Source organism: Streptomyces typhae (genome assembly GCF_009755605.1).
GTDB classification, from domain to species: Bacteria; Actinomycetota; Actinomycetes; order Streptomycetales; family Streptomycetaceae; genus Streptomyces; species Streptomyces typhae.
This window is the reverse complement of the sequence record NZ_WPNZ01000002.1, coordinates 1-24,793: the sequence shown is the minus strand read 5'-3', so window position 1 is coordinate 24,793 and position 24,793 is coordinate 1. Positions and strand designations below refer to the sequence as shown.

16 protein-coding genes are annotated in these 24,793 nt (G+C 73.6%); 6 read left to right on the top strand and 10 right to left on the bottom strand.

Annotated features, from left to right (window positions below):
* Nucleotides 1-168 precede the first annotated feature (168 nt).
* Complete coding sequence (locus GPA10_RS04070; protein WP_157164292.1) at nt 169-3,162, top strand: bifunctional [glutamine synthetase] adenylyltransferase/[glutamine synthetase]-adenylyl-L-tyrosine phosphorylase; 2,994 nt, start codon at nt 169-171, stop codon at nt 3,160-3,162.
* Nucleotides 3,163-3,254: 92 nt separating this feature from the next.
* On the opposite strand, the gene GPA10_RS04065 is transcribed toward GPA10_RS04070, so the two are convergent.
* From GPA10_RS04065 to GPA10_RS04055, 3 genes are all read right to left on the bottom strand, one after another.
* Complete coding sequence (locus GPA10_RS04065; protein ID WP_157164291.1) at nt 3,255-4,124, bottom strand: phosphatase PAP2 family protein; 870 nt, start codon at nt 4,122-4,124, stop codon at nt 3,255-3,257.
* Nucleotides 4,125-4,274: 150 nt separating this feature from the next.
* Nucleotides 4,275-5,303, bottom strand: coding sequence for a LacI family DNA-binding transcriptional regulator (locus GPA10_RS04060; RefSeq protein ID WP_343040292.1), 1,029 nt, complete (start codon nt 5,301-5,303; stop codon nt 4,275-4,277).
* Nucleotides 5,304-5,328: 25 nt separating this feature from the next.
* Nucleotides 5,329-7,083, bottom strand: a complete 1,755-nt coding sequence (locus GPA10_RS04055; protein ID WP_157164290.1) for a glycoside hydrolase family 13 protein — start codon at nt 7,081-7,083, stop codon at nt 5,329-5,331.
* A 293-nt stretch (nt 7,084-7,376) separates the two neighbouring features.
* Between GPA10_RS04055 and GPA10_RS04050 the strand changes: the two genes are divergently transcribed.
* Nucleotides 7,377-9,152, top strand: a complete 1,776-nt coding sequence (locus tag GPA10_RS04050; protein WP_343040291.1) for a SpoIIE family protein phosphatase — start codon at nt 7,377-7,379, stop codon at nt 9,150-9,152.
* A 52-nt stretch (nt 9,153-9,204) separates the two neighbouring features.
* On the opposite strand, the gene GPA10_RS04045 is transcribed toward GPA10_RS04050, so the two are convergent.
* The 3 genes from GPA10_RS04045 to GPA10_RS04035 all read right to left on the bottom strand — a co-directional run bounded on the left by GPA10_RS04045 (nt 9,205) and on the right by GPA10_RS04035 (nt 12,048).
* Entirely contained in the window at nt 9,205-9,921 is a 717-nt protein-coding gene (locus tag GPA10_RS04045) for a TetR/AcrR family transcriptional regulator (protein WP_157164289.1), read from the bottom strand.
* An 83-nt stretch (nt 9,922-10,004) separates the two neighbouring features.
* Nucleotides 10,005-11,132 carry a PDR/VanB family oxidoreductase gene (locus tag GPA10_RS04040; RefSeq protein ID WP_157164288.1) on the bottom strand — a complete coding sequence of 376 codons (1,128 nt, stop codon included), beginning with the start codon at nt 11,130-11,132 and terminating at the stop codon, nt 10,005-10,007.
* Nucleotide 11,133: 1 nt separating this feature from the next.
* Nucleotides 11,134-12,048, bottom strand: coding sequence for a metal-dependent hydrolase (locus GPA10_RS04035; RefSeq protein ID WP_157164287.1), 915 nt, complete (start codon nt 12,046-12,048; stop codon nt 11,134-11,136).
* Nucleotides 12,049-12,180: 132 nt separating this feature from the next.
* Between GPA10_RS04035 and GPA10_RS04030 the strand changes: the two genes are divergently transcribed.
* Nucleotides 12,181-12,696, top strand: a complete 516-nt coding sequence (locus tag GPA10_RS04030) for a tetratricopeptide repeat protein (RefSeq protein ID WP_157164286.1) — start codon at nt 12,181-12,183, stop codon at nt 12,694-12,696.
* A gap of 77 nt (nt 12,697-12,773) precedes the next feature.
* The gene (locus GPA10_RS04025; RefSeq protein ID WP_343040290.1) at nt 12,774-14,735 is read left to right on the top strand and encodes a hypothetical protein; all 1,962 of its coding nucleotides are present in this window, start codon (nt 12,774-12,776) and stop codon (nt 14,733-14,735) included.
* A 26-nt stretch (nt 14,736-14,761) separates the two neighbouring features.
* Here the strand turns inward: GPA10_RS04025 and GPA10_RS04020 are convergent, their stop codons facing one another.
* Nucleotides 14,762-17,905 carry an alpha-N-acetylglucosaminidase gene (locus GPA10_RS04020; protein WP_157164285.1) on the bottom strand — a complete coding sequence of 1,048 codons (3,144 nt, stop codon included), beginning with the start codon at nt 17,903-17,905 and terminating at the stop codon, nt 14,762-14,764.
* A gap of 112 nt (nt 17,906-18,017) precedes the next feature.
* On the opposite strand from GPA10_RS04020, the gene GPA10_RS04015 reads away from it, so the two are divergent.
* Nucleotides 18,018-18,440 (top strand): hypothetical protein, encoded by a 423-nt coding sequence (locus tag GPA10_RS04015; RefSeq protein WP_157164284.1) that lies wholly within the window; start codon nt 18,018-18,020, stop codon nt 18,438-18,440.
* Between the two features lie 134 nt (nt 18,441-18,574).
* On the opposite strand, the gene GPA10_RS04010 is transcribed toward GPA10_RS04015, so the two are convergent.
* The 3 genes from GPA10_RS04010 to GPA10_RS04000 form a co-directional block, all read right to left on the bottom strand.
* On the bottom strand, nt 18,575-20,002 hold the full coding sequence (locus GPA10_RS04010; RefSeq protein ID WP_157164283.1) for a DUF1996 domain-containing protein: 1,428 nt from the start codon (nt 20,000-20,002) through the stop codon (nt 18,575-18,577).
* 74 nt (nt 20,003-20,076) lie between these two features.
* Nucleotides 20,077-20,727 carry a LuxR C-terminal-related transcriptional regulator gene (locus GPA10_RS04005; protein WP_157164282.1) on the bottom strand — a complete coding sequence of 217 codons (651 nt, stop codon included), beginning with the start codon at nt 20,725-20,727 and terminating at the stop codon, nt 20,077-20,079.
* Nucleotides 20,712-21,989: a sensor histidine kinase gene (locus GPA10_RS04000; protein ID WP_157164281.1), complete on the bottom strand. Its 1,278-nt coding sequence runs from the start codon at nt 21,987-21,989 to the stop codon at nt 20,712-20,714. Before GPA10_RS04000 ends, GPA10_RS04005 begins: the two co-directional genes overlap by 16 nt.
* Nucleotides 21,990-22,236: 247 nt before the next feature.
* Here GPA10_RS04000 and GPA10_RS03995 point away from each other — a divergent pair, with 247 nt between their 5' ends.
* Nucleotides 22,237-24,435 carry an MMPL family transporter gene (locus tag GPA10_RS03995; RefSeq protein WP_157164280.1) on the top strand — a complete coding sequence of 733 codons (2,199 nt, stop codon included), beginning with the start codon at nt 22,237-22,239 and terminating at the stop codon, nt 24,433-24,435.
* Nucleotides 24,436-24,793: the final 358 nt, after the last annotated feature.

Below are 24,793 nucleotides of genomic sequence, written 5' to 3'. Positions count from 1 at the left end.
TGAGTCCATGGGCCCATGGGTCCACGGGGTCATGGGTCCACGGGGTCATGGGGGCATGGGCCCATGGGGTCATGGGTCTGTCCCGGGACAGACCCCGCACGCGCGCGGAACTCATCGGCCTGCCCTTAGTAGGCTCGGGCCAGGAACGGGCGAGCGAAAGGCGCGGGGATGACGGTGCCGCAGGGACGCAGGAGCAGCACGTTCACGCGGTTGCTGCGGCACGGGTTCACCGACCCGTCCACCGCCGAGCGCCTCCTCGGCGCCGACGAGCTCGCCGCCGTCCGCACCGACCCCGTCCTCCTGGACGCCCTCGGCGCCACCGCCGACCCGGACCTGGCGCTGCTCGGCCTCGTCCGGCTCGCCGAGGCGCAGCCCGACGCCACCGCCCGCCGCGAACTGCTCGACACCCTGCTCAGCGCCAAGCCGCTGCGCGACCGCCTCCTCGGCGTCCTCGGCGCCTCCGAGGCCCTCGCCGACCACCTCGCCCGGCACCCCGGGGACTGGCGGGCCCTGGTCACGTACGAGGCCGCCGACCTGCATCCCGGCGTCGAGGAGTTCGAACGGGGCCTCGCCGGGGCCACCGACCCGGTGTCGCTGCGCGTGGCCTACCGCCGCTGCCTCCTGTCCATCGCCGCCCGCGACGTCTGCGGCACCACCGACGTCGCCGAGGCCGCCGCCGAACTCGCAGACCTGGCCACGGCCACCCTGCGCGCCGCGCTCGCCATGGCCCAGCGGGCCGCGCCCGACGACGCCGAGCGGTGCCGCCTCGCGGTGATCGCGATGGGCAAGTGCGGCGGCCACGAGCTGAACTACGTCTCCGACGTCGACGTCATCTTCGTGGGCGAGGCCGTCGACGGCGTCGACGAGGGCGAGGCGATCCGGGCCGCCACCCGCCTCGCCGCCCACCTGATGCGGATCTGCTCCGAGACCACCGTCGAGGGCACCATCTGGCCCGTCGACGCCAACCTGCGCCCCGAGGGCAGGAACGGCCCCCTGGTGCGCACCCTGTCCAGCCACCTCGCGTACTACCAGCGGTGGGCGAAGACCTGGGAGTTCCAGGCACTGCTCAAGGCCAGGCCCGTCGCGGGCGACACCGACCTCGGCAAGGAGTACGCCGCCGCCGTCGCCCCCCTGGTGTGGGGGGCCGCCGACCGCGAGAACTTCGTCCCCGACGTGCAGAGGATGCGCCGCCGCGTCGTCGAGAACATCCCCGCGGGCGAGGTCGACCGCGAGCTCAAGCTCGGCCCCGGCGGCCTGCGCGACGTCGAGTTCGCCGTGCAGATGCTGCAGTTGGTGCACGGCCGTGCCGACGCCTCGCTGCGCAGCGGCACCACCCTCGACGCGCTCGCCGCGCTCGCCGCCGGCGGCTACGTGGGCCGTGTCGACGCCACCCAGCTCGACGACGCCTACCGCTTCCTGCGCTCCCTGGAACACCGCATCCAGCTGCACCGGCTGCGCCGCACCCACCTGCTGCCCGACGCCGACGCCGACCTGCGCCGCATCGGCCGCTCCCTCGGCATGCGCACCGAACCCCTCACCGACCTCGCCCGCGCCTGGAAGCGGCACACGTCGGTGGTGCGGCGCCTGCACGAGAAGCTGTTCTACCGCCCGCTGCTCGACGCCGTCGCCCAGCTGGCCCCCGGCGAGAGCAGGCTCAGCACCGAAGCGGCCCGCGAACGCCTGGTCGCCCTCGGGTACGCCGACCCCGTCGCCGCCCTGCGCCACCTGGAGGCGCTGGCCTCCGGCGTGACCCGCAAGGCCGCCATCCAGCGCACGCTGCTGCCCGTCCTGCTCGGCTGGTTCGCGGACTCCGCCGACCCGGACGCGGGGCTCCTCGGCTTCCGCAAGGTGTCGGACGCGCTCGGCAAGACCCCCTGGTACCTGCGGCTCCTGCGCGACGAGGGCGCCGCAGCGGAGAACCTCGCCCGCGTCCTGTCGGCCGGACGGCTCGCCCCCGACCTGCTCCTGCGCGCCCCGGAGGCGGTCGCCCTGCTCGGCGACGGGCGCGGCCTCGAACCCCGCGGGCGGGACAATCTGGAACAGGAGATCCTCGCCGCCGTACGGCGCGCGGACGGCGCCGAACAGGCCGTCGCGGCGGCCCGCGGCGTCCGCCGCCGCGAGCTGTTCCGCACCACGGCCGCCGACATCATCTCCTCGTACGGCACCGAGGAGAGCCCCGTCGAGGCCGACGCGGGCGCCCTCGTGGACCGGGTGGGCACCGCCGTGTCCGACCTGACCGCCGCCACCATCGCGGGCACGCTGCGCGCCGTGGTCCGCGAGGGCTGGGGCGACGACCTGCCGACCCGGTTCACGGTCATCGGCATGGGCCGCTTCGGCGGCCGGGAGCTCGGCTACGGCTCGGACGCCGACGTCCTGTTCGTGCACGAGCCGCGCGAGGGCGTCGACGACCAGGTGGCCGCGAAGGCCGCGGCCACCGTCGTCACCGAGATGCGGCGCCTCCTGCAACTGCCGAGCGCGGACCCGCCGCTCCTCATCGACGCCGATCTGCGCCCGGAGGGCAAGTCGGGACCGCTGGCCCGCACCCTGAAGTCGTACGCGGCCTACTACCGCCGCTGGTCCCTCGTCTGGGAGGCACAGGCCCTGCTGCGCGCCGAGCCGGTCGCGGGCGACGACGACCTCGGCCGGGCCTTCATCGACCTGGTGGACCCGCTGCGCTACCCCGCGGAGGGCCTCGGCGACGACGCCGTACGCGAGATCCGCAGGCTGAAGGCGCGGATGGAGTCCGAGCGGCTGCCGCGCGGCGCCGACCCCACCCTGCACACCAAGCTGGGCCGCGGCGGCCTCTCCGACGTCGAGTGGACGGTCCAGCTCCTCCAGCTCCAGCACGGCTGGGCCGAGCCGGGGCTGCGCACCACCCGCACCCGCGAGGCCCTGCACGCGGCCTGCGCGGCGGGCCTCCTGGAGACCGAGGACGCGGCGACCCTGGACGAGGCCTGGGTGCTCGCCACCCGCGTGCGCAACGCGGTGATGCTGGTGCGCGGCCGGGCCGGGGACACCTTCCCCTCGGACGGCAGGGAGCTCGCCGCCGTCGGGCGTTACCTGGGGTACGACGCGGGCACGGTCGGCGTGATGCTGGACGACTACCGGCGGATCACGCGACGGGCGCGGGCCGTGGTGGAGGAGCGGTTCTACGGGGCGTAGAGCCCCTTCAAAGCCTCCTCACAGCCTCCTCAAGGCCCCCCAGGCCCGCAAGGCCTCCAGGCCCCCCAGGGCCCCTCAGGCTCCCGTGACGGCTAGCGGGCGAACCGCTTGCGGCGGGGCGGCTCGTCGGCAACCAGCTGCGGCAGCCGATGCGGCAGGCCCCCGTACCAGAACCGCGCCACCGCGAAGCCGAACGCCAGGCAGATCATGCCGCCCACCGCGTCCAGCCAGAAGTGGTTGGCGGTGGCCACGATCACGACCAGGGTGACCGTGGGATACAGCAGGCCGAGGACCTTCACCCACGGCACCGACGCGAGCGCGAAGATCGTCAGGCCGCACCACAGGGACCAGCCGATGTGCATGGACGGCATGGCCGCGTACTGGTTCGACATGTTCTTCAGGTCGCCGGAGGCCATCGAGCCCCAGGTGTTGTGCACCACGACCGTGTCGATGAAGTCGCCGCCGGGCATCAGCCGGGGCGGCGCCAGCGGATACAGGTAGTAACCGACGAGGGCGACCGCCGTCGTCGCGAACAGCACCAGGCGCGTGGCCGCGTACCGGCCGGGATGCCACCGGTAGAGCCACACGAGGACGCCGAGCGTGACGACGAAGTGCAGCGTCGCGTAGTAGTAGTTCATGCCGACGATGAGCCATGTCACCGAATCGACGGCGTGGTTGACGCTGTGCTCGAAGGCCAGACCGAGGTCGTGCTCCACGCCCCAGATCCAGTCCGCGTTGCGCAGGGCCGCCGCCTTCTGCTCCGGCACGGCGTTGCGGATCAGTGAGTACGTCCAGTAACTCACCGCGATCAGCAGGATCTCGAACCACAGCCGAGGGCGGCGCGGAGTGCGCAAGCGGCGCAGGAGATTCCGCCCCTTTCGGGCATCGGTGCCGCCCGCGACGGGTGAGGTGGTGGTGGGCCCTTGGCGGCCTTCCAGTGTCGTCACAGTCATCTCACCCATAGGGACAGAGTCTGCCAGATGCCCACCTCTCTCCAGATCATCCCCCGGTCGGGTTCCGACCGCATCACCTACGCCCCGAGGACGAGCCGGTCCCCGCCAACCCTTCAGGGCCGCCCCAGGGGCCTCCGGGGCCCCACCGGGCCGGGCTCCTCAGGCCCCGGAGGGGCGGCAGGACGCGGTCGAGCCCCGGACCACCAGCTCCGGCATGAAGACGAACTCGCTGTGCGGTGCCGGGGTCCCCCCGATCTCCTCCAGGAGGGTGCGCACCGCGGCCTGGCCCATCGCGGGCACCGGCTTGCGGATCGTGGTCAGCGGCGGATCCGTGAAGGCGATGAGCACCGAGTCGTCGAAGCCGACCACGGAGACGTCGTCCGGCACCTGAAGGTCCCGCTCCCGCGCGGCCCGGATCGCACCGAGCGCCATCATGTCGCTGGCGCACACCACGGCCGTGCAGCCGCGGTCCAGGAGCGCCGCCGCCGCGGCCTGCCCGCCCTCCAGCGTGTACAGGGAGTGCTGGACGAACCGCGTCTCGATCTCCTCGGGCGACAGCCGGAACCGCTCGCGCATCGAGAGCGTGAAACCCTCGATCTTCCGCTGTACGGGCACGAACCGCCGCGGGCCGAGCGCGAGCCCGATGCGGGTGTGCCCGAGCGAGGACAGATGGGTCACCGCGAGCCGCATCGCCGCCCGGTCGTCCGGCGAGATGAAGGGCGCCCGCACCTTCGGCGAGAAGCCGTCCACGAGCACGAACGGCACGCCCTGCGCCCGCAGCTGTTCGTAGCGCCCCATGTCGGCGGTGGTGTCCGCGTGCAGGCCCGAGACGAAGATGATGCCCGCGACCCCGCGGTCCACCAGCATCTCGGTCAGCTCGTCCTCGGTGGAGCCGCCGGGCGTCTGGGTGGCGAGGACCGGTGTGTACCCCTGCCGGGTGAGGGCTTGCCCGATCACCTGGGCGAGCGCGGGGAAGATCGGGTTCTCCAGCTCGGGGGTGATCAGGCCGACCAGGCCCGCGCTGCGCCGGCGCAGGCGGACGGGCCGTTCGTAGCCGAGGACGTCGAGTGCGGCGAGCACGGACTGGCGGGTGGCCGCAGCGACGCCCGGCTTGCCGTTCAGGACCCGGCTCACGGTCGCCTCGCTGACCCCCGCCTGTGCTGCGATGTCGGCCAGTCGCGCGGTCACAGGATTGGACTGTACCGGTCGTCCCTCACGCTGCCCACCAGACGGTTGAATCCGGTGGCAGTACGACGTCGGATCCCGACCCCGCCAAGTCGGCGGCGGGCACGCGTGACTTCAGGCTGCTCAGGACGGCGGTGCCGGGGCACGGCACGGTGACGGGGCCGTCGGTGAGGTTCACGGTGACGACGATCCCCTGCGCGCCGCCTCCGGCCCGGTCCGTGCCGGCACCGTCCGCGGCCCGGCCCGCGTCCGCCGCCGTCCTGCGGAACGCCAGCACGCCCTCCGGCGCCGCCAGCCACTGCACCGAGCGGCCGGCGCCGAGCGCGGGGTGGTCCCGGCGCAGCGCGAGGGCGGCCCGGTACAGCTCAAGGGTCGAGGCCGGGTCGCCCTCCTGCGCCTCGACGGTGAGCCGCCCCCAGTCGGCGGGCTGCGGCAGCCAGCTCGGCCCGTCCTCGGCGGGCCCGAACCCGAACGGCGGCCGCGTCCCCGACCACGGCAGCGGCACCCGGCACCCGTCCCGCGTGCCCTCCTGCCCCGAACCCCGGAAGAACGCCGGGTCCTGGCGCACCTCGTCCGGCAGGTCCGTCACCTCGGGCAGGCCCAGCTCCTCGCCCTGGTAGAGATAGGCCGAGCCGGGCAGCGCCAGCATCAGGAGCGTCGCCGCGCGGGCGCGGCGCAGACCGCGCGCGGGGTCGCCGTCGGCGAGGCGCGTGGTGTGCCGGACGACGTCGTGGTTGGACAGGACCCAGGTGGCGGGCGCGGAGACGGTGTTCATGGCGTCCAGGGAGCGGTCGATGACGGCTCGCAGCGCCGCGGCGTCCCAGCCCGTCGTCAGATAGGCGAAGTTGAAGGCCTGGTGCAGCTCGTCCGGGCGCAGGTACAGGGCGCTGCGCTCCACCGTCGGGGTCCAGGCCTCGGCGACGGCGACGCGCTCGCCCGGGTAGCCGTCGAGGAGCACGCGCCAGTCCCGGTAGATCTCGTGCACGCCGTCCTGGTCGAAGTACGGCACGGGCGCGGCCCCGAGCAGCTTGACCTGCTCGGCGTGGCCGACGTCCGGCAGGCCCGCCGCCTTGATCAGACCGTGCGCCACGTCCACGCGGAAGCCGTCGACACCGAGGTCGAGCCAGAACCGCAGGACGGAGCGGAACTCCGCGCGCACGGCCGGGTGTTCCCAGTCGAAGTCGGGCTGCTCGGGCGCGAAGAGATGCAGATACCAGTCGCCGGGCGTGCCTTCGGGGTCGGTGGTGCGGGTCCAGGCGGGCCCGCCGAAGACGGACTCCCAGTCGTTGGGCGGCAGTTCGCCCTGCGGGCCGCGCCCGGGACGGAAGTGGAAGCGGTCCCTCAGGGCGGATGCGGGGCCCTGCGCGAGGGCCTCCCGGAACCACTCGTGCCGGTCCGAGCAGTGGTTCGGCACGATGTCGACGATGACGCGCAGGCCGAGCGCGTGCGCCCGCCGCACCAGCTCGTCCGCGTCGGCGAGAGTGCCGAACACGGGGTCGACCACGCGGTAGTCGGCGACGTCGTACCCGGCGTCGGCCTGCGGCGAGGAGTAGAACGGCGAGAGCCACACGGCGTCCACGCCGAGCCGCCGCAGATGGGGCAGCCGGGCCGTGATCCCCGGCAGATCGCCCATGCCGTCGCCGTCGGAGTCGGCGAAGCTGCGCGGATACACCTGGTAGATGACCGCGTCCCGCCACCAGTCGGTGCGCTCCTCGGCAGCCGTGCGGCCGGTGTCTGCGGAGCGTACGGACCCGGAGGCGGGTCCTGTGATGTGCTGAGTCATGAAGTCCCTTGCCGGTACGGGGATCCGCTGCCGTTCCCCATGGTGTCGCGCCGGGGAGCCGGGCACTGGAGTGAACGCCCCGCGCGACACGAAGGTCACGGACCGGGCGGCCCCGTGCGCCGGGGGAGGGGGATCTTAGCGGCAGGGGGCACGCGTCCGTCGGAGGTCGGGTGATCTCCACCGTTCCAGGTCGTCGGGGTGCGGTCGGCTCCCCGGGGCTGTGTTAGGGCGCTAGCGTGGACGTGCGGGCCCGTGGGGGCCCGTTCGTTCCGCAGCTCCTGGGGGATGTCCGCGTGAGCGCCAAGAGCAAAGAGGCCGAGGGCGGTGCCGTCACGGCCGGGCCCGGTGTCACCACGGTCCTGGTCGTCGACGACGTGCCCGCGAGCAGGTACGCGCTGGGTGCGGTGCTGCGCCGCGCCGGCCACCGCGTGGTGCTCGCCGCCAGCGCGGGCGAGGCACTGGGCGAGATCGAGGCACGGCTGCGCGAGGGCCGGCTCCCCGACGTCGCCCTCGTCGACGTCGGCCTGCCCGACATGAGCGGCTACGACCTGTGCCGCCGCCTCAAGCAGACCCCGTCGACCGCGGCCCTGCCCGTCGTGCACTTCTCCGCCGCCGCGCACGACTCCGTGGACCGCTGCCGCGGGCTCGACGCGGGCGGTGAGGCGTATCTGACGGTGCCCGCGGAGCCGGAGGAGATCGCGGCCGTGGTCAGGGCCGCCGCGCGCGGCGCCCGGCACCGCAGCGACGTGCAGACCCGGGCCGGGCGCCTGAGCCGACTCGCGGAGGCCGTCCTCGACGTCCAGTCCGCGGGGTGTGTGCGCGAGCTCGTCGACGTCGCCGCCGCCGACGCGGCGGCCCTCGGCGGCGCCCCCGCCGTGGCGTTCGTCCTCGGTGAGGACGGTGACATCCACTGGGGCCGCTCCCACCGCCGGGCCCCCGCCGCGCACCCGGGGCCCGACGCCCGCGAGAGCGCGGCGGGGCTGATCGGGCGCCTGATGGCCGGGCGGATCGGAGTGCACACCACGACGGTGCCGTGGTCGCTGTGGCCCGCGGGCTTCCTGGGCACGCCGACGCGCGGGGCCGACGCGTACGGAGTGCTCGGCGGCGCCGAACCGGCGGCCGCCTGGCCGGACCCGGTGAACGGCGCGCCGGACGGAGCGGTGGACGACGCGTCGGACGGCGTCCTGGACCTGCCGGGACCCGGCGACGGGGTGCTGCTCGCGCTCGCCCGCACCCGCGAGGACCACGCGCCGGTCTGCCTGGCCACCGCCGGGCACGCGGAGGACCGCGCCGCCGACCTCGGCCGCCTGGCGCACGCCACCGCCCGGGTCGCGGAGCGGCTCCTCATGTACGAGAAGGAGCGCCATGTCGCGCTGACCCTCCAGCACAGCTTCCTGCCGAGCGAACTGCCGGACCTGCCGGGCACGGAGGTCGTCGTGCGCTACGAACCGGCGTCCCGGCAGGCGAAGATCGGCGGTGACTTCTACGCCGCGCTGCCCACGCCCACCGGCGTGCTCACCGGCATCGGGGACGTCGCGGGCCACTCGCTGGACGCGGCCACGGTGATGGTGGAGCTGCGGCACGCCCTGCGGGCGTACTGCGTGGAGGACGCCGATCCCGGCCGTCTCGCCACCCGCCTCGACCGCATGCTCCAGCGCTACCACCCCGACGTCACGGCCACCCTGTGCCTGGCCCACGTCGAACTGCCCTCGGCCCGGGTCCGCATCGCCAACGCGGGCCACATCCCGCCGCTGGTCGTCGGCGACCGGGGCACGGCCGCCTACGTCAGGGCGAGCGGCCCGCTGCTCGGCCTCGGCCTCGACCGGCCGCCGCCCGTCGAGACCCGCCTCACCGCCGGGGACCGCCTCCTGATGGTCACCGACGGGCTGATCGAGACGCGCGGCGTCGACCTCGCCGTGTCGATGGAACAACTGCGTCTCGCGGCAGCCGCGACACCACCCGGGGTGAGCGCCCTGTGCGACACCCTCCTGGAGTGCTTCGGCCGCGAACGGGACGACGACATCGCCTTACTGGCGCTGCGCTTGGCGGAGCGGCCCGCGGACGGCTGACGGGCGGCAGACGGGTGGCAGACGGGCGGCTGACGAGCGGCATCGACAGGATCTAGGAAGGCAGCGCGGCCCGGGGCGCGAGGGCGGCGAGGCGGGCCAGGAGGTCCGCGAACGGGCCGTCGGCGGGCTCGTCCGCGAGGACGGTGCCGAGCAGCCCGGCCATCTCGTCGTCGTACGCCGCGCTCACCGCGGCCAGCGCGGCGAAGTCGTGGACGAGTTGCCGTTCCAGCTCGGCGCGCGGGATGCGGCGGCCGTCCAGCCAGATCAGCGCCGTCGACTCGGCGAGCGAGACCCACGAGCGGACGACCAGGTCGAGCCGGGCCGGCGGGTCCGTGACGCCCAGGTGCGCGAGGATCTGCTCGTACGCGGCCTGCCGGACGGAGTCGATGAGGGCGTTCGTGGTCGGCGACGAGGAGGGGCCCACCGCGGGGCCGCCCCGCATCAGCGCCGAGAATCCGGGCCCGTGCTCGTCGACGAAGCCGAGGAAACGGCCGGTGACGCGCAGCAGCCGGGCGCCGAGCGGGCCCTCGTGCGGCTCCATGAAACGCTCGGCGAGATCGTCGGCGGCGCGCTGGAGCGCGGCTTCGTACAGGCTGAGTTTGCCGGGGAAGTAGTGGTACACCAGCGGGCGCGATATGCCCGCGGCGGCCGCTATCTCGTCGATGGAGACGTCGTCGGGCGAGCGGTTGCTGAACAGCTCGAGCGCGACCCCGATCAGCTGCTGCCGCCGCTCCTCGACACCCATCCTGCGGCGCACCCCGGTAGTCATGCGAACACTCTACCGATCCGATCAGGCCGCGAACGGACGCCCCCGCTCCGCCCGTTCGCGTACGCGTTCGGGGCCGTGCGCCGCTACAGGTCGAGCACCAGGCGGGGTCCCAGGGACCGGGACACGCAGATCAGCATGGAGTCCGCCCGCTCGCCGTCGGTCAGCAACTCGTCGCGGTGATCGATCTCACCCTCCAGGACGCGGTGTTGGCAGGTTCCGCAGAACCCCTGCTCGCAGGAGTACGCGAGGCCGGGCAGTTCGGCGCGGACGGCTGCGAGCACCGTGGTGCCCGCGTCGACGGCCACCGTGCGTCCGGAGCGCCGCAGTTCGACCTCGAAGGCGCTGTCCCCGCCCGCGGACGCGGCGGGCGCGAACCGCTCCAGGTGCAGGGAGCAGCCCGCGGGCAGGGCGCCCGCGACGGCGTCCATGAGGCCTTCGGGCCCGCACACGTACACGGCACCCGCGGGCGCCGCCGCTTCCTCGCCCGCTTCCTCGCCCGCGCCGAGGAAGGCGGCGACGTCGGGCCGCCCGCTCTCGTCCTCGGCGACGACCCGCACCCGCCCCGCAGCCCCGCCGAGCTTCTCCACGTCCTCCAGGAAGGGCATGGCGGCCCGGGACCGCCCGCAGTACAGCAGCCGCCAGTCCGCGCCCGCCGCGTCCACGGCCCGCACCATGGCGAGGACGGGAGTGATCCCGATGCCGCCCGCGACGAAGGTGTACGAGGCCGCGCCGCCGATCAGCGGGAACCGGTTGCGGGGTCCGCGCACCTCGATCTCCACGCCCTCGGCCAGCGCCTCGTGCACCTCGCGGGAGCCGCCGCGGCCGCCTTCCCCGGGGCCGACGAGCCGGGTCGCGACGGTGTACGAGGACGAGTCCCCGGGGTCGCCGCAGAGCGAGTACTGCCGTACGAGCCCGGAGGGCAGCACGAGGTCGAGGTGCGCGCCCGGCTCCCAGGCCGGAAGCGGCACCGAGGGGTCCCCCTCCAGGCGCAGTTGGACGACGCCGTCGGCGACGCGTTCGTGCCGGGTCACGAGCAGCCGGAGGGCCCGGGTGCGCGGCTGCCCGGAGACGGGTTCCTCCAGGGCGGGCAGCGGCCACAGCGGGGACGCCCCGATGCGGCGGCGCAGGGCGCGGCGGGTGAGCAGGGCGGTACCGGCGACCACCAGGGCGGCGCGTGCGGCACGGGAGCCGAGCGGGCGGGGCAGCGGCATGTCAGAGCGCTCCGTTCGCGCGGGTCTCGGCGGCGGTGGCGGCGGGGGAGGAGGCGAGGTAGGCCACCGCCTGCTCGGTGCTGCACTCCCGCGAGGGGTGGTAGTCGCGGGAGAGATAGCGCGGTATGGAGCGGAGCATGGCGCCGGTGGTGGGCAGGGTGCCCGCGCGCCCGGCGCGGTGGAAGTCCCTGAGGCGCGCCCTGCCGTCGGTCAGCGTCGGGTCGTTCTCCATGAAGAAGCGGGCGCCGCGCTGCCACAGGAACACCAGCGCGGTGAAGGCGATGGCCCAGGTGCGCACGCGCCGCCGGTACCCGCCGTCGACGTGCAGGAACAGGTCGAAGGCGACGGAGCGGTGCTCGACCTCCTCGGCGCCGTGCCAGCGCAGCAGGTCCAGCATCGTCGGGTCGGCGCCCCGCCGGTCCAGTTCCTCGGCGTTGAGCACCCAGTCGCCGAGGAACGCCGTGTAGTGCTCGATCGCCGCGATCAGCGCGACCCGCTCCATCAGCCACCACTGCCGGGGGCGGCCCGGCGGCAGTGTGCGGTCCCCGAGCAGCTTCTCGAAGAGCCAGTCGACCTGGGCGGTGTACGGGGTGGGGTCGAGGCCCTGTTCGCGCAGGTGCGGCAGGACCTCGTCGTGGGCCTGGGAGTGCATGGCCTCCTGGCCGATGAACCCGATGACGTCCTCGCGCAGCCGCTCGTCCCGGATGAGCGGCAGCACCTGCTTGTACACGTGCACGAACCAGCGCTCGCCCGCGGGCAGCAGCAGGTGCAGCACGTTGATGGTGTGCGTCGCGAAGGGGTCCCCCGGAAGCCAGTGGAGCGGGGTGCTCTCCCAGGAGAAGGAGACGTTGCGTGCCTTGAGCGCGACGTGCTCGGAGGCTGCGGGCTGCGGGAGCCGGGCCTTCGTATTAGACATGGCGTCAATGTACTGATGGGTAAGGCGTGGGTACAGGTGTGTGCGGCAGCTTTTTGCTCCCACGCCCCGCCCGCCTCCCGTACCGGCGGAATTCCCGGGCCGACCGCCGGGGCCCCGTGCCAGAGTGTGCGGATGAGCGAACAGAACAGGACAACCGAAGAGTGGGAGCGGCGCGTGGCCGCTGCCTGGGCGGACATCGACGCGTACGGGGACGAACGGGCCGAGGAGTTCCGGGAGCGCATAGGGAAGCTGGCGGACGAACTGCCGCCGGGCAGCGCCGTCGCCCCGTTCGAACGGGCCTGCGCCTACGACTCCACAGGCCGCTCCGACAAGGCGGTCCCGCTGTACAAGGAGGCCCTGGCGGCCGGACTCGAAGGCTACCGGCGCCGCCGCACCGCCATCCAACTCGCCAGCTCCCTGCGGAACACCGGCCGCCTGGACGAGGCCATCGCCCTGCTCACCCCGGAACTGGAGGCCGAGCACGACGAGTTGGACGATGCGGTGCGTGCCGTCCTCGCGCTGTGCCTGGTCGACGCGGGCCGCGGCCGTGAGGCCGTGTCCTTGGCCGTCGGCGCCCTCGCCCCTCATCTGCCGCGCTACCAGCGCTCGATGGCGAACTACGCGCGCCTCCTCGTCGAGCCGGAGTGACCCCGGTGCCCCCGGCGGTCCCCTCGCGCCCCACCGGCGCCAGGTGACCCGGGGCCGATTCGCTCGTTCTGCTGCACGTGTCGTCATCGCAGTCCACGAAAGCCGCCGCCTCGAACGGCTCCGCGCCGACCGGGTCCGCCACCGTCGTCGACGTGGAGCAGGTCGAGGCCGCCCTCGTCGAGCACTACCCGCGCCTGGTCCGCCTGGCCTATCTGGTGCTGCCCCCGGGCCTCGGCCGCAACCGCCGCGTCCTGACCGCGCACGCCCTGGTCCAGCGCGCGCTTCCGCGCAGCCGCACCACCGCCCCGACCGTGCCGGACCAGCGCAGGCCCGCGGGCCGCGGCGCCGACCCCGGCTACGCCTACGTACGCAGCCAGGTGCTGCGCGCCGCCCTCGACGCGGGCCTGCCGCTGCTGCGCCGGGCCCGGCCGCGGCGGGCCCAGCTGCCGCCGCTGCTGCCGCAGGTGTGGGGGCTGCGGCTGTTCCCGCACTCCGGCGGCGCCGACGAACTCGCCCTCGATCAAAGGCTCTCCGCCCTCTCCGGGCCCGCGCGCGCCGCCTGCGTACTGCGCGGCCTGGAACGCCTCACCGACGACGAGGCGCGGCGGATCCTGGCGGCCGTCGGTGTCGACACCGACGGCGAGCACGCCGAGGAGATCGACGCCGCGCTCGCCGACGCCGGTGCCGAGGCGCCGCCCGGCGGCAGGAACCCGGCCGCGCTCCTCGAATCGCCGGAGTTCGACCCCTGCTCCCTCCAGGCCAGGCCCACCGACCTGATGCGGCGGCGCCAGCACCTGAAGGCCCTCGGCATCGCCGCCGTCGCCGCGCTCGTGTGCGGGGCGCTGCTCGGCATGCCCGGCGACGGCTGGGGCCCGGACGGCGCCGCCGCGCCCCCGTACGCGAAGAACCCCGCGGCCGAGGCCGCGCTCGACCCCGGCAGGCTGACCCGGGCCGCCCCCGCCGCCTGGAAGAAGTCCGCGCGCACCGACTTCGCCGTGTGGCCCGCGCGCGGTGCACTCGTCGACGACGAGGGCCTGCTGCAGCGCGCCCTCGCGGTGTGGGCGCGGCCCGGCAAGACCGTGCGGGTCTCCGCGACGCCGGGCACCGTGTCGGGAGCGCCGCCCGGACCCGCGCAGCTCCTGTTCGCCGGTCCCGTCGACGCGGCGCGCGTCGTGCTCCTGTACGACGGGCTGCGGGTCGTGCGGTACGCCGAGCCGCTCGACGGCACCAGCGGCGCCGCGCTCGACTTCGCCCGCGTCGACGGCGCGGGAGCCGCCGACGCCGGGGCCGTCGTGGTCGGCCGTGCCGACGGCAACGTGCGCTATCTGACGGCTCCCTGGGTGCGGGACACGGCCGTGCAGGACCTGCTGAAGCCCACCGCGGCCCCGGCGGCCCTGCGGCGCACCGCCGACGGAGTCACCGACCCCTTCACCAGCCCCGCCCTCGCCCGCGCGTGCGACTCCTGGAACACGCTGCGGCTGCGTGACCAGGAGGGAGCCGCGCGGCTCGCCACCGACCTCGGCGAGCTCACCCCCGCGCACCTCACCGCGGGCCGCCCGGACGCGCCCCGCGAGGCGACGCCCGCCGACTGGTCCCGCACCGCCTGCTCCCTCGCCGCCGCCCGCTCGCACGGGGTGCGGGCCGTGAACGCCTGGTCCTACTCCCACCAGGCACTGCCCGAGGGCAACGGCGAGGCGGAGTGGCTGTGCACGCGGGCGGAGACCTGGCGCGGTGGCGGCGGGCGGGCCCTCGCCCAGTTCCTCGCGCCCGGGGCGCGGACGGCGGCCGTGGCCGCCAAGTCGGAGGGCGGGCCCGCCTGCGGGGTGCGGCAGCCGTCCGTACTCGCCGGAGTCCTGTGGAAGTCCACCGCGGGCACCTGGTACGTCCTCGCCGCGGGCAGCAAGGACGTCACCTCCGTCTCCGTCACCGACGGCGACCGCTCCACCGGCAACACCCTCGCCGCCCGCACCACCAAGGACACCCGCCCCGAGGTGACGGGCCGCCTGAAGAACGGCGACAAGGTGCGAACGCTGCGTTGAGCGCACCCCGCTGAGGCCACCCGGCCTCAGCTCCCCACCACCCCCCACCCACTGAACTCCACGGTCCCCCGCCCCCCGGCCCCACCATGCGTGGCGGTCATGAACATCCCCACGTCCTGGGAAGCCGCGACCCCCGCGACGGGCACGGTGGCGACCGCCCGCCACGTCGTGCCCCCGTCGGCGGACAACTCGCCGGTGAACACGCCCCCGCCCCGGGACAGCCGCAGCAGCACGGGTGCCTTCACCCCGGTGACGCGGCGGTAGGTGTCCAGGGTGCCGTCCCCGGTCGTGTCGTAGGAGAGGACGACCCCGTTGGCGGGGGTGACGGCGAGGTTGAGGAAGCCGGGGGAGCCGGGAGCGGCGAGGGAGTTGCGGGCGATGATGCCGGCGCGGGCCCAGGGGCCGGTCGTGGCCTGGGAGTCGACGCGGACGGTGACGGACACCCCGTCCCGCAGGGCGCCGGGACGGTAGAGCGAACCGAACTCCGTGGTGCCCCGCCACAGATCGGCCCCGCTCCCGTCGATGGCGTACCGCCCGTCCAGCTCCCCGAAGACGGCGTCGTTGTCGGTGTACGTCAGCCAGCCCGCCGACAGGGGGCCCGCCACGAAGAGGGTGCCCTCGTGCACGGCGTCCACCCGTGGCTCCCCCTGCGGGCCGTACCGCGCGGTGAGCGTGAAGGGGAGCGGACGCAGCGGCCGGTCGAGGGGAGTGGCGGGGGCGTCCACGCGCCAGGCGGCCGAGCCGGTGCCCCCGGCGGGTACACGGGGGAGCGACGTCGGCCCCTCGGGCTCCGCGTCGAGTCCGGTCAGGGTGAAGTCGACACGCCCCGTGGCGCGCAGCCCGTTGACGTTGCGGAACAGCGCCGCCACGCGCGCGTGCCCGCCGGGCGGGAAGGACGGCGGCTCCGCGGTGACCTCCAGGGACCCCTGGTAGGGGGCGCGGGCGAGGACGTCGTGGACGCGGGACGCGGTGCGGTACGCGTCCGCGACGGGGCGGAGGGGATAGTCCTTGCGTTCCCGGGTCCAGGGTTCCTCCACCGCCCCGAACCAGTCCACCGGCACCGGCGTGCGCCCGGCGGCCAGCGCGTCCGCCAGTTCGTCGAGCCACTTCTGCCAGCGCACGAAGTAGAAGTCCGCGGTCAGGCCGTGCCACTCGCGGTTGCCGTAGTCGTGCAGATTGCCGGGGTCCGAGGTGGGCCGGTCGCCCCACACCGTGATGAGGACCTTCGCGGTGCGCTCGAACTCGACGCGTTCGGTGTCGCTGGTGGCCAGGCGCCGCGCGTCCTCGATCCAGGGGCCGAGCAGGAACGCCGGATGCGTGCCCGTGACGTCGTCGCAGAGGCGCAGCAGGCGCAGCCAGAGCGTGGAGAGGGCCCGGAAGGCGGCCTGGTCCTTGCGGTCGTACGCCGTCTTGAGCTGGGGCAGGAGCTGGCGGCTGCGGTGGGCGAGGGCCTGGCGGGCCACGTCGACGAGGTCGTACCGGTACGCGGCGCTGCGTCTCAGGCCGTCCGCGACGCCGAGCAGGCCCGCGAAGGCCGCGTCGAAACGGCCTGGGTCGTAGGTGAGGGCGCGCGGCGCGTACTCGGCGGCGCGGTTCGCTGCCAGGTCGGGGCGCGCGGCGAACAGCGAGTCGTGCGGGTCGCTGCGCTCGACGGCCCGGTGCTGGTACGCGGTGTCGTGCAGGGCGCTCCAGGCGGCGCGGGCGTGCCGGTCGCGGCGCCCGTAGCGGAAGTCGGCGTACCCGGCGAACCACGCGGCGCGGTCCACCTCGTCGTCCCGCCAGGCCAGCTCGGAGAACAGCTCGAAGGCCGCCGGGTCGCGGTCCGTGGCCTCGGGCAGATACGCGGTGCCGGCGAGCGCGCTGTTCTCCTTGTCGCGCCAGGCGAAGAACTTCTCCTGCCACAGATGGGTGCGGGCGCCGATGGTGGTGCGGCCCCCGAAGTTCGGGATCGTGCCGAAGGCGTAGGGCGTGCCGCCCCAGTCCTTCTCGCGGTCGGTGACGCTCCGGTAGCGGTCGGAGACACCGTCGACGATCAGCATCTTCCGCCGGTCGATGGCGTCGAGGAGTTCGGGCAGCGGGTTCTCCTGCCAGCCGAGGATCACCCAGGTCGCGCCCGGGTGCGCCTTCTGAAGGGCCGCCTCCACGCCCTTCGCCGCGGCCGGTACGGGGACGTCGCCCGCGGTGCCGCCCTCGTGCAGGAGGTCCATCTTGAAGTGGTGTGCCGTACCGAAGACATCGCCCTGGTGCCGGTAGAACGCCGCGGCGACCTGCGCGAACGCGTCCGTGCGCGGATCCAGCCAGTCGGGCCGCCGGAAGCCGTGCCAGGTGCCCTGCGGCACGACGCGCGCGTCACCGCCGTTGCGGGCCACGAAGCCGTCCGGTACGTGGCCGTAGTAGCCGGGGAGCACCGGGGCCATGCCGAGTTCCCGCAGCCGGGTCACGATCTTCCGGCCGAGGTCGACGCGCCGGTCGATGATCTCGGGTGAGAGCGGCCCGCCGTACCCGGACAGGTTCTGGAGCAGCCACCACGGCTGGTGCGAGGGCGCGGGCAGCCAGGCGCGGGACTCCGCGTCGGTGTAGTGGAAGTCCTTCAGGACCCGGTGGTAGACGCCCTCCATGCCCGCGATGACGAACACCTCGTTGCAGCCGTGCAGCGCGAGGACGTCGATCATGCGCTCCCAGTACGGCCAGTCCGCGTACGGGGCGGTGTAGCCGTCGTTGGTGTCGTTCAGGGCGAAGCGGTGGGGGAGCGCGGTCGAGCGGCGCAGGGGGCGCGCGGGCGCGGGCAGGTGCGCGGGCAGGTCGAGCTGGCTGCCGTTCCAGGCTATGTGCGCGCCGCACACGTACTTCAGGTACCAGTGGACCCCCGTGAGGAGCACGGCGGGAGTGGTGCCCGACACCTCGATGCGGCCCTTGGCGCCGCTCACACGGAAGTGGTCCCGGCCGCCGTCCGCCGGGACGAGTCTCAGCCGGAACTGGTCCGCGTGGTGCGGGAGCTGTCGAATGAGCACGGAGCGCGCGGAATCCGTATCGAGGGCGGGGCCCCTGGCGGGTCCCTCGGCCGCGCGGGCCGGGGTGTGGATGCCGACGGCGGCACCCAGACCCCCGGCGCCGGCCAGGCCGATGGCACCGGCGGTGCCGAGCACGGAACGTCGCGACGGTCCGGACATGTGTACCCCCTGCGTCGATGGCTGCGGCGCACGGTATCCGCGCGGCCTCCAGTGCTCAACGGTGCGTACGGACAAGGCGAGTTCACATCGCCGGACGCGACGGGAGAGAGCGATGAGGAAGATGATGTGGGCCGCGGGGGCGCTTTCGGCCACCACATGCGGCCTGGTGATCGCGGCGGGCCTCGCCACCGGCACCGGCACCGACAGGGACGGGGCCTCCCGGGGCCCGGCCGCGGCTCCGAGGACGGCCACCGGCACCCTGGAGCAGCTCGCCGCGCGGGCCGAGTGCGCGCCCGACATCCAGACGGACGCCGACGAGCTGCGCCAGGCCGACTGCCGCAACGAGGACGGCCGTTTCGTCCTCGCCACCTTCGCCACCGACCGCGGCGAACGCGAGTGGCTGAACGCGGCCAAGGACTACGGCGGCACCTATCTGGTCGGCCGCAAGTGGGTCGCGGTCGGCGAGCCCGCCGTGGTGGGAGCGCTGCGCGGCCGGCTCGGCGGGACGGTGGAACGGTCCTCGCACCACTCCTGACGAGTGGCGTGGTGGGGGGAGCGAGGACCGGGCCCTGGGCACAGGGGGCACTTCCACCGGCACCGCGCGGGCCGACCGCGCAGCAGTAAGGGGGACCCCCGGAGGGGAACCGTCAAGGGGACGGGAGGGAGGGGTCAGGCGCAGCGGCGGCCGTCGTTGATGCACTTGGCGACGCGCTGCATCAGCCTCTGGTCGAACACGTTGATGAAGTCACCGTGGTCGGTGACGGGCTTGTGCAGCTGCTCGGGGAAGGAGTCGACGGCGAAGCCGGGCCCCGGCGGCACGTCGTACACGATGCGCTGCACCAGCCGCGGGATCGCGCGGAAGCCCCCCGGGCAGCGGCCGCTGCGCGGGTCGGCGAACGCCACATGCGTGCGGTGGTTGGCGCTGTCGGTGTTCCGGCCGTCCCAGCAGCTCTGGAAGTTGAAGGTACGGACGACCTTGCTGCCGTCCGGGCAGATCGGATACTTGTCCTTGAGCTGCCGGTTCTCGAATCCGGTGCAGCTCCAGGACGCGTTGGCATTGGCGTTGCCGTTGGTGAACGCCTTGGCGTCGCCGGTGATGATGCGCAGGAAACGCGGCATCGCCGTGACCTTGCCGACGGGACTTCCGGTGAATTTCAGCGTGACCTGGTCCGGCGTCCGGATCTCACCGACGTTCTTGTCCCGGCCGCCGCCGTCCGCGTCCGCGTCGTCCTCGTCGTTTCCGTTCTGAAGCCTCAGGACGGGCCAGTAGTACGTCGATTTGTCGCCCTGGTTCCGGCAGCTCGTGTCACCGTTCGCGAGGTCGTCGTCGCCGGAGAAGGCATCCGTCGCCTGATTTCCGACGTAGTCGTGCATGTGGTGGGCGCCATTGCTCACACCGGGCGCGACGATGACGTTGTCGGGATTGAACTTTCCGTTCTCGTTCGTTCCGCATTTCGTGGTGAAGGTGCCGCGGGACGCGCCGCGCTGATCGCGGGGCGCCCGGACATTGGGCCGCACGGAGGTGATGTCGACGAAGTCCCCGGCCTCGGGCCCGTTTCCCGCCTGCCCCTGACCGCCCTGGTCCTGACCGCTCTGTTCCTGACCGTCCTGGCCCTGTCCTTCGGTCCGCAGGGTGCAGGCGGCCATGCCGTCGAGGTTCTCCGGGGGGCGCCCTTCCCGGTCGATGGCGGCGCCGATGTTCTCGATGGTCGGCCGCCGCTGCTCCGCCAGCGGGCCGAGCACGGAATCCTTGTCGTCCGCCGCGGCGAACTTCGCGTAGGCGTCGGTGATCTGGCTGTCGAGTGCGGCGAGTTCACGGTCGACTTCGGCGCGGGCGTCCGGCGGTACGTCCGGCAGCTGATTGCCGACGTCCGGGCAGCTGATCGTGCTCGCCTGCTGCCCGTCGCCCCGATTCCGTTCCTGCGTACGGACATCCGGCGGGCGCCCGTCGGTCTCGTCGGCGTTCGCGTAGACATTCACCGCGACGAGTCCGACGCCGCCGAGGACGAGCGCCGCCGACGCGGCGATCGCCCGGCCGGCCAGCTTCGACCGTTTTCGTGAGGTGCGCTGTGAGGTGCGTCGTGAGGTGCGTCCCATGGGACTACGTACGCATCAGCAGTCCACGTCGTTCAACGGCGCCCGGAAAAACTCGCCGACAACGCTCTCGCGCGTCAGCGCCCTTGGTCGAGATAGGCGAGAACCGCGAGGACACGGCGGTTGTCGTCGTCGGAGACCGGCAGGCCGAGTTTCGCGAAGATGTTGGAGGTGTGTTTCGCGATGGCCCGCTCCGTGACGACGAGCTGGGAGGCGATGGCGGCATTGGACCGCCCCTGCGCCATCAGCTCCAGGACCTCGCGCTCGCGCGGGGTGAGCGCGCCGAGGGGCTGGTCGGCGGCGCGCCGGGAGAGGAGCTGCTGGATGACCGTCGGGTCCATCGCGGTACCGCCCGCGGCCACCCGGCGCACCGCGTCGATGAACTGCTCCGCGTCGAAGACCCGGTCCTTCAGGAGATAGCCGACCCCGCCGTTGCCGTCCGCGAGCAGCTCACGCGCGTACAACTGCTCCACGTGCTGCGAGAGCACGAGCACCGGCAGACCGGGGCGGGCCCGGCGCGCGGCGAGGGCGCACTGGAGTCCCTCGTCCGTGTGCGACGGCGGAAGCCGGACGTCGACGACGGCGACGTCAGGATCCAATTCGGCCAGGGCCTTGGACAGCTCGGGCCCGGTCTCCACCGCCGCCGCGATCTCGAAGTCGAATGCCTCCAGCATCCGCACGAGGCCGTCGCGCAGCAGAAAGAGGTCTTCGGCTAGGACAACTCGCAAGGGATCTCCATGGTCACCATGGTCGGACCGCCAACGGGACTGCTGACGGCCAGTACGCCGTCGAATGTACCGAGTCGCCGTTCGATCCCGCTCAGCCCCGATCCGGCGCCGATGACGGCGCCGCCCCTGCCGTTGTCGGTCACCGCGATGCGGAGCATGCCCTCCGCGTGGTGCACGTCCACCCAGATGCGTTCCGCGTTCGCGTACTTCACCGCGTTCGTCAGGGTCTCGCTCACCGCGAAGTACGCCGCCGCCTCCACCGGCTCACCGGCCCGGCCCGCCAGCTCCACGTCCACGTCCGTCGGCACCGGCAGGCGCAGCGCGAGGGCCTTCACCGCGTCGCCGAGGCCGCGCTCGGCGAGCACCGGCGGGTGGATGCCGCGGACCAGGTCGCGCAGCTCGGTCAGGGCCTCGCCGGAGTTCTGCCGGGCCTTGGCGATCATCTGCTTGGCCTTCGCCGGGTCCTTCTCGACCAGGGCCTCGATGGTGCCGAGGTCCATGCCCATGGCGACGAGCCGGGCCTGCGCGCCGTCGTGCAGATCCCGCTCGATGCGGCGCAGCTCGGCGGCGGAGCTGTCCACCGCGTCGTGCCGGGTCTCCTCAAGGCGGTCCACGCGCTGCGCCAGTTGGCGTTCGCGCATGGCGGCGGTGGGCGCGAGCAGCGTGCGGGCCAGGAGGAAGTGGCCGCGGACGAAGGACGGGTTGAGGAAGAGGGCGAGGACGCCGAGCGCGGTGCCGAGGACGGCGGCACCGTTCGCCGCCGTCTGCGAGTCGACGTGGATGAAGCCGTACCACTCGCCGCCGCCCGCGTGGTAGATCGGCTCCCAGACACCGAGGGCGAGCACCCAGCCGTACACCGGGTAGAGCACCAGGGCCGGGGCGAAGATCACGACGATGAATCCGGCCGTCATGTCGACGAGGAGCCACTGGAGGTCCCGCCAGGTCGCCGCGTCCTTGAGCAGGCGCGTGCAGCGCGCGACCTGGCCGACGACACCGCCCTGCCCGCCACCGGGACGCCTCCCGTAGGGGCTCGGGATCCGGATGCCCGTCCACGCCTCGGCCTGGGAACGGCGCGCGTTCGCGTAACTGCGGACCATCTGGAGGACCACCGGGGTCGTGAAGACACCGATCCCGAGCGGGATGAGCACGATCGACACGACCGAGAGCACGAAGAGCGTGATCGACCCGGCCAGCGTGGCGACGGCCAGATACAGACCCCGCGCCCCCGACAACAGTGCCTCGCGCACCCTCGACGTCTTCATGCTGTCCCTCTCCTCCGAGCGGCCCGTACCCGTCCTGTGTACCGGCACTCGAACATTCTCCCTGGTCACCGCGGCCGGGGTCATGGGGCCCGGCACCCGGCCCCAGGTGGTGCCAGCACCACCCCCGGACCTCGCCCTCTGCTTCACCGACAGGGGGCCTCGGCGGCTGGGGCGGCGCCGCGCTGCTTTCTAGCGTGATCCACGTCAGCTCGGCTTATTTCACGCTTACTCGACTGGGGGCAGGGACATGGGCGCCAAGAGGCAGAACCTCGCGGCACGACTGGGGGTGTGGAGCGCACACCACCGCAGGACAGCGATCCTCGGCTGGCTGGTGTTCGTCGTGCTCGCCACGGTCGTCGGGGGCGCGACCGGCACGGTCACGGCCTCCGACGACGAGATGGGCACCGGCGACTCGGCCAGGGCCACGAAGATCCTCGACGACGCCGGCATCGACGAGCCCGCGAGCGAACTCGTCATGGTCGGCGCCAAGTCGCCCGACGGCTGGCGCGATGCCGCGGCCGATCTGTCCCGCGCCCTCGACAGGACCGGCAGGGTCACCGCGCTCAAGGAGCCGCTGCCCTCCAAGGACGGCAAGGAGGCGCTCCTGCGCTTCCAGATCAAGGGCAAGTCCGACGACGCCGCCGACCAGGTGCAGCCGGTGCTCGACGCCGTCGACAGGGCGAAGGACGCGGGCGCGGAACACGGCGTCACCGTCCACCAGTTCGGCGACGCTAGCTCCGAGAAGCACCTCAACGACCTGCTCGCCGACGACTTGAAGAAGGCCGAGTTCACGGCCGTACCGCTGGCGCTCGGCATCCTGCTCGTCGCCTTCGGCGCCGTCGTGGCCGCGCTGCTGCCCGTCGGGCTCGCCCTGACCGCGTGCGTGGCCGCCTTCGGACTGCTCTCCCTCGCCAGCCACCGACTGCACCTGTTCGAGACCACGTTCTCCGTGATGTTCCTGATGGGCCTCGCAGTCGGCGTCGACTACTGCCTGTTCTACCTGCGCCGCGAGCGCGACGAGCGGGCCGCGGGCCACGACGCGGAGACGGCCCTGCGGATCGCCGCGGCCACCAGCGGACGCGCGGTCCTGGTGTCGGGCCTGACGGTCATGGTCGCCATGGCCGGCATGTTCCTCTCCGGGCTGCTCCTGTTCAAGGGCTTCGCGATCGCCACCATCCTCGTCGTCTGCGTGGCCATGCTCGGCTCCGTGACGGTGCTGCCCGCGCTGCTCGCCTGGCTCGGCGACCGCATCGACGCCGGCCGCATCCCCTTCCTCAACCGCCGCTCCAGGAAGGGCGTCCACGCCAGCGGCTCCGTCGCGGGATCGCTGCTCAAGCCGGTCCTCGCCAAGCCCGCGTTCTTCGCGGTCGCCGCGACCGCGCTGCTGCTCGCCCTGGCCGCGCCCGCGCTCGGCATGAAGACCGAACAGCTCGGCCTGGAGAAGCAGTTCGGCTCCGACGCGCCGCTCTCGGTGTCCTTCCGCGAGATCACCGCGGAGTTCCCGGGCGGCCCCGAGCCCGCCCTTGTCGTGGCCAAGGCGGACGACATCCGGTCCGCACCGGCGCGGGACGCGCTGCGGGAGCTGACACGCAGGGCCGGCAAGGGCGCCGAACTCACCGTCCACGCACGGCAGAACGTCGCCGAGATCGCGGTCCCGCTGCCCGGCAGCGGCACCGGCGCCGAGGCCAAGAAGGCACTCGCCGAACTGCGCGCCGACGTACGGGACGTGCGCGCCGGTACGGGGTCTGCCCACGGGCCCGCCCTCACCGCGTACGTCGGCGGGGACCTGGCCGAGTCCGAGGACTTCACCGATCAGCTCGGCGAGGGCATCGTGCCGGTCTTCCTCTTCATCGCCGCCGTCACCTTCCTGCTCATGCTCGTCAGCTTCCGCTCCGTCGTCGTCGCCGTGACCTCCATCGCCCTCAACCTGCTGTCCGTAGGGGCCGCGTACGGGGTGATGACGGCCGTCTTCCAGCACGGCTGGGGCGCGTCGCTGATCGGCTCGGAGAAGGTCGGCGCCATCGAGAACTGGATGCCGCTGTTCGTGCTCGTGGTCCTCTTCGGCCTGTCCATGGACTACCACGTGTTCGTGGTGTCCCGGATCCGTGAGGCCAGGGACCGGGGGCTCGGCAACGCGGACGCCATCCGGGAGGGGATCACGCGGACCGCCGGAGCGGTGACCGGGGCCGCGGTCATCATGGTGGCGGTGTTCGCCGTCTTCGGAATGCTGTCCATGCAGGACATGCAGCAGATGGGGGTCGGGCTCGGGGTGGCCGTCCTCCTCGACGCGACCGTTGTCCGCATGGTGCTGCTGCCCTCCCTCATGAGTCTCCTCGGTGAGCGGAACTGGCACACCCCGCGGTACCTGCGGTGGCTGCCCCAGGTCTCCCACGACGAGCCCGCCCCCGCGGCGCGGCCCGCCTCGCCCACCTGGCAGCACGTCTGACCCGCCCTCGCGGCCGCGCGCGCCCCACCTGCCCCTTCCCGGGGGCGGGCGGGGCGCCCGCACACGCCTGCGCCCACCTCGCCGCCGCAGGGCGGTTTCCCACCCGCCCGCCCGTTGCTGCCTGCCTTCCCGCACCGTCCGACAACGCCCTCCGCCGCTGCGCGGAGGTTTCCCACCCGCCCGCCCGTTGCTGTCTGCCGTGCCGTACCGTCCGGCAACGGCCTTCGCCGCTGCGCGGAGGTTTCCCACCCGCCCGCCCGTTGCTGTCTGCCGTGCCGTACCGTCCGGCAACGGCCTTCGCCGCTGCGCGGAGGTTTCCCACCCGCCCGCCCGTTGCTGTCTGCCTTGCCGCACCGTC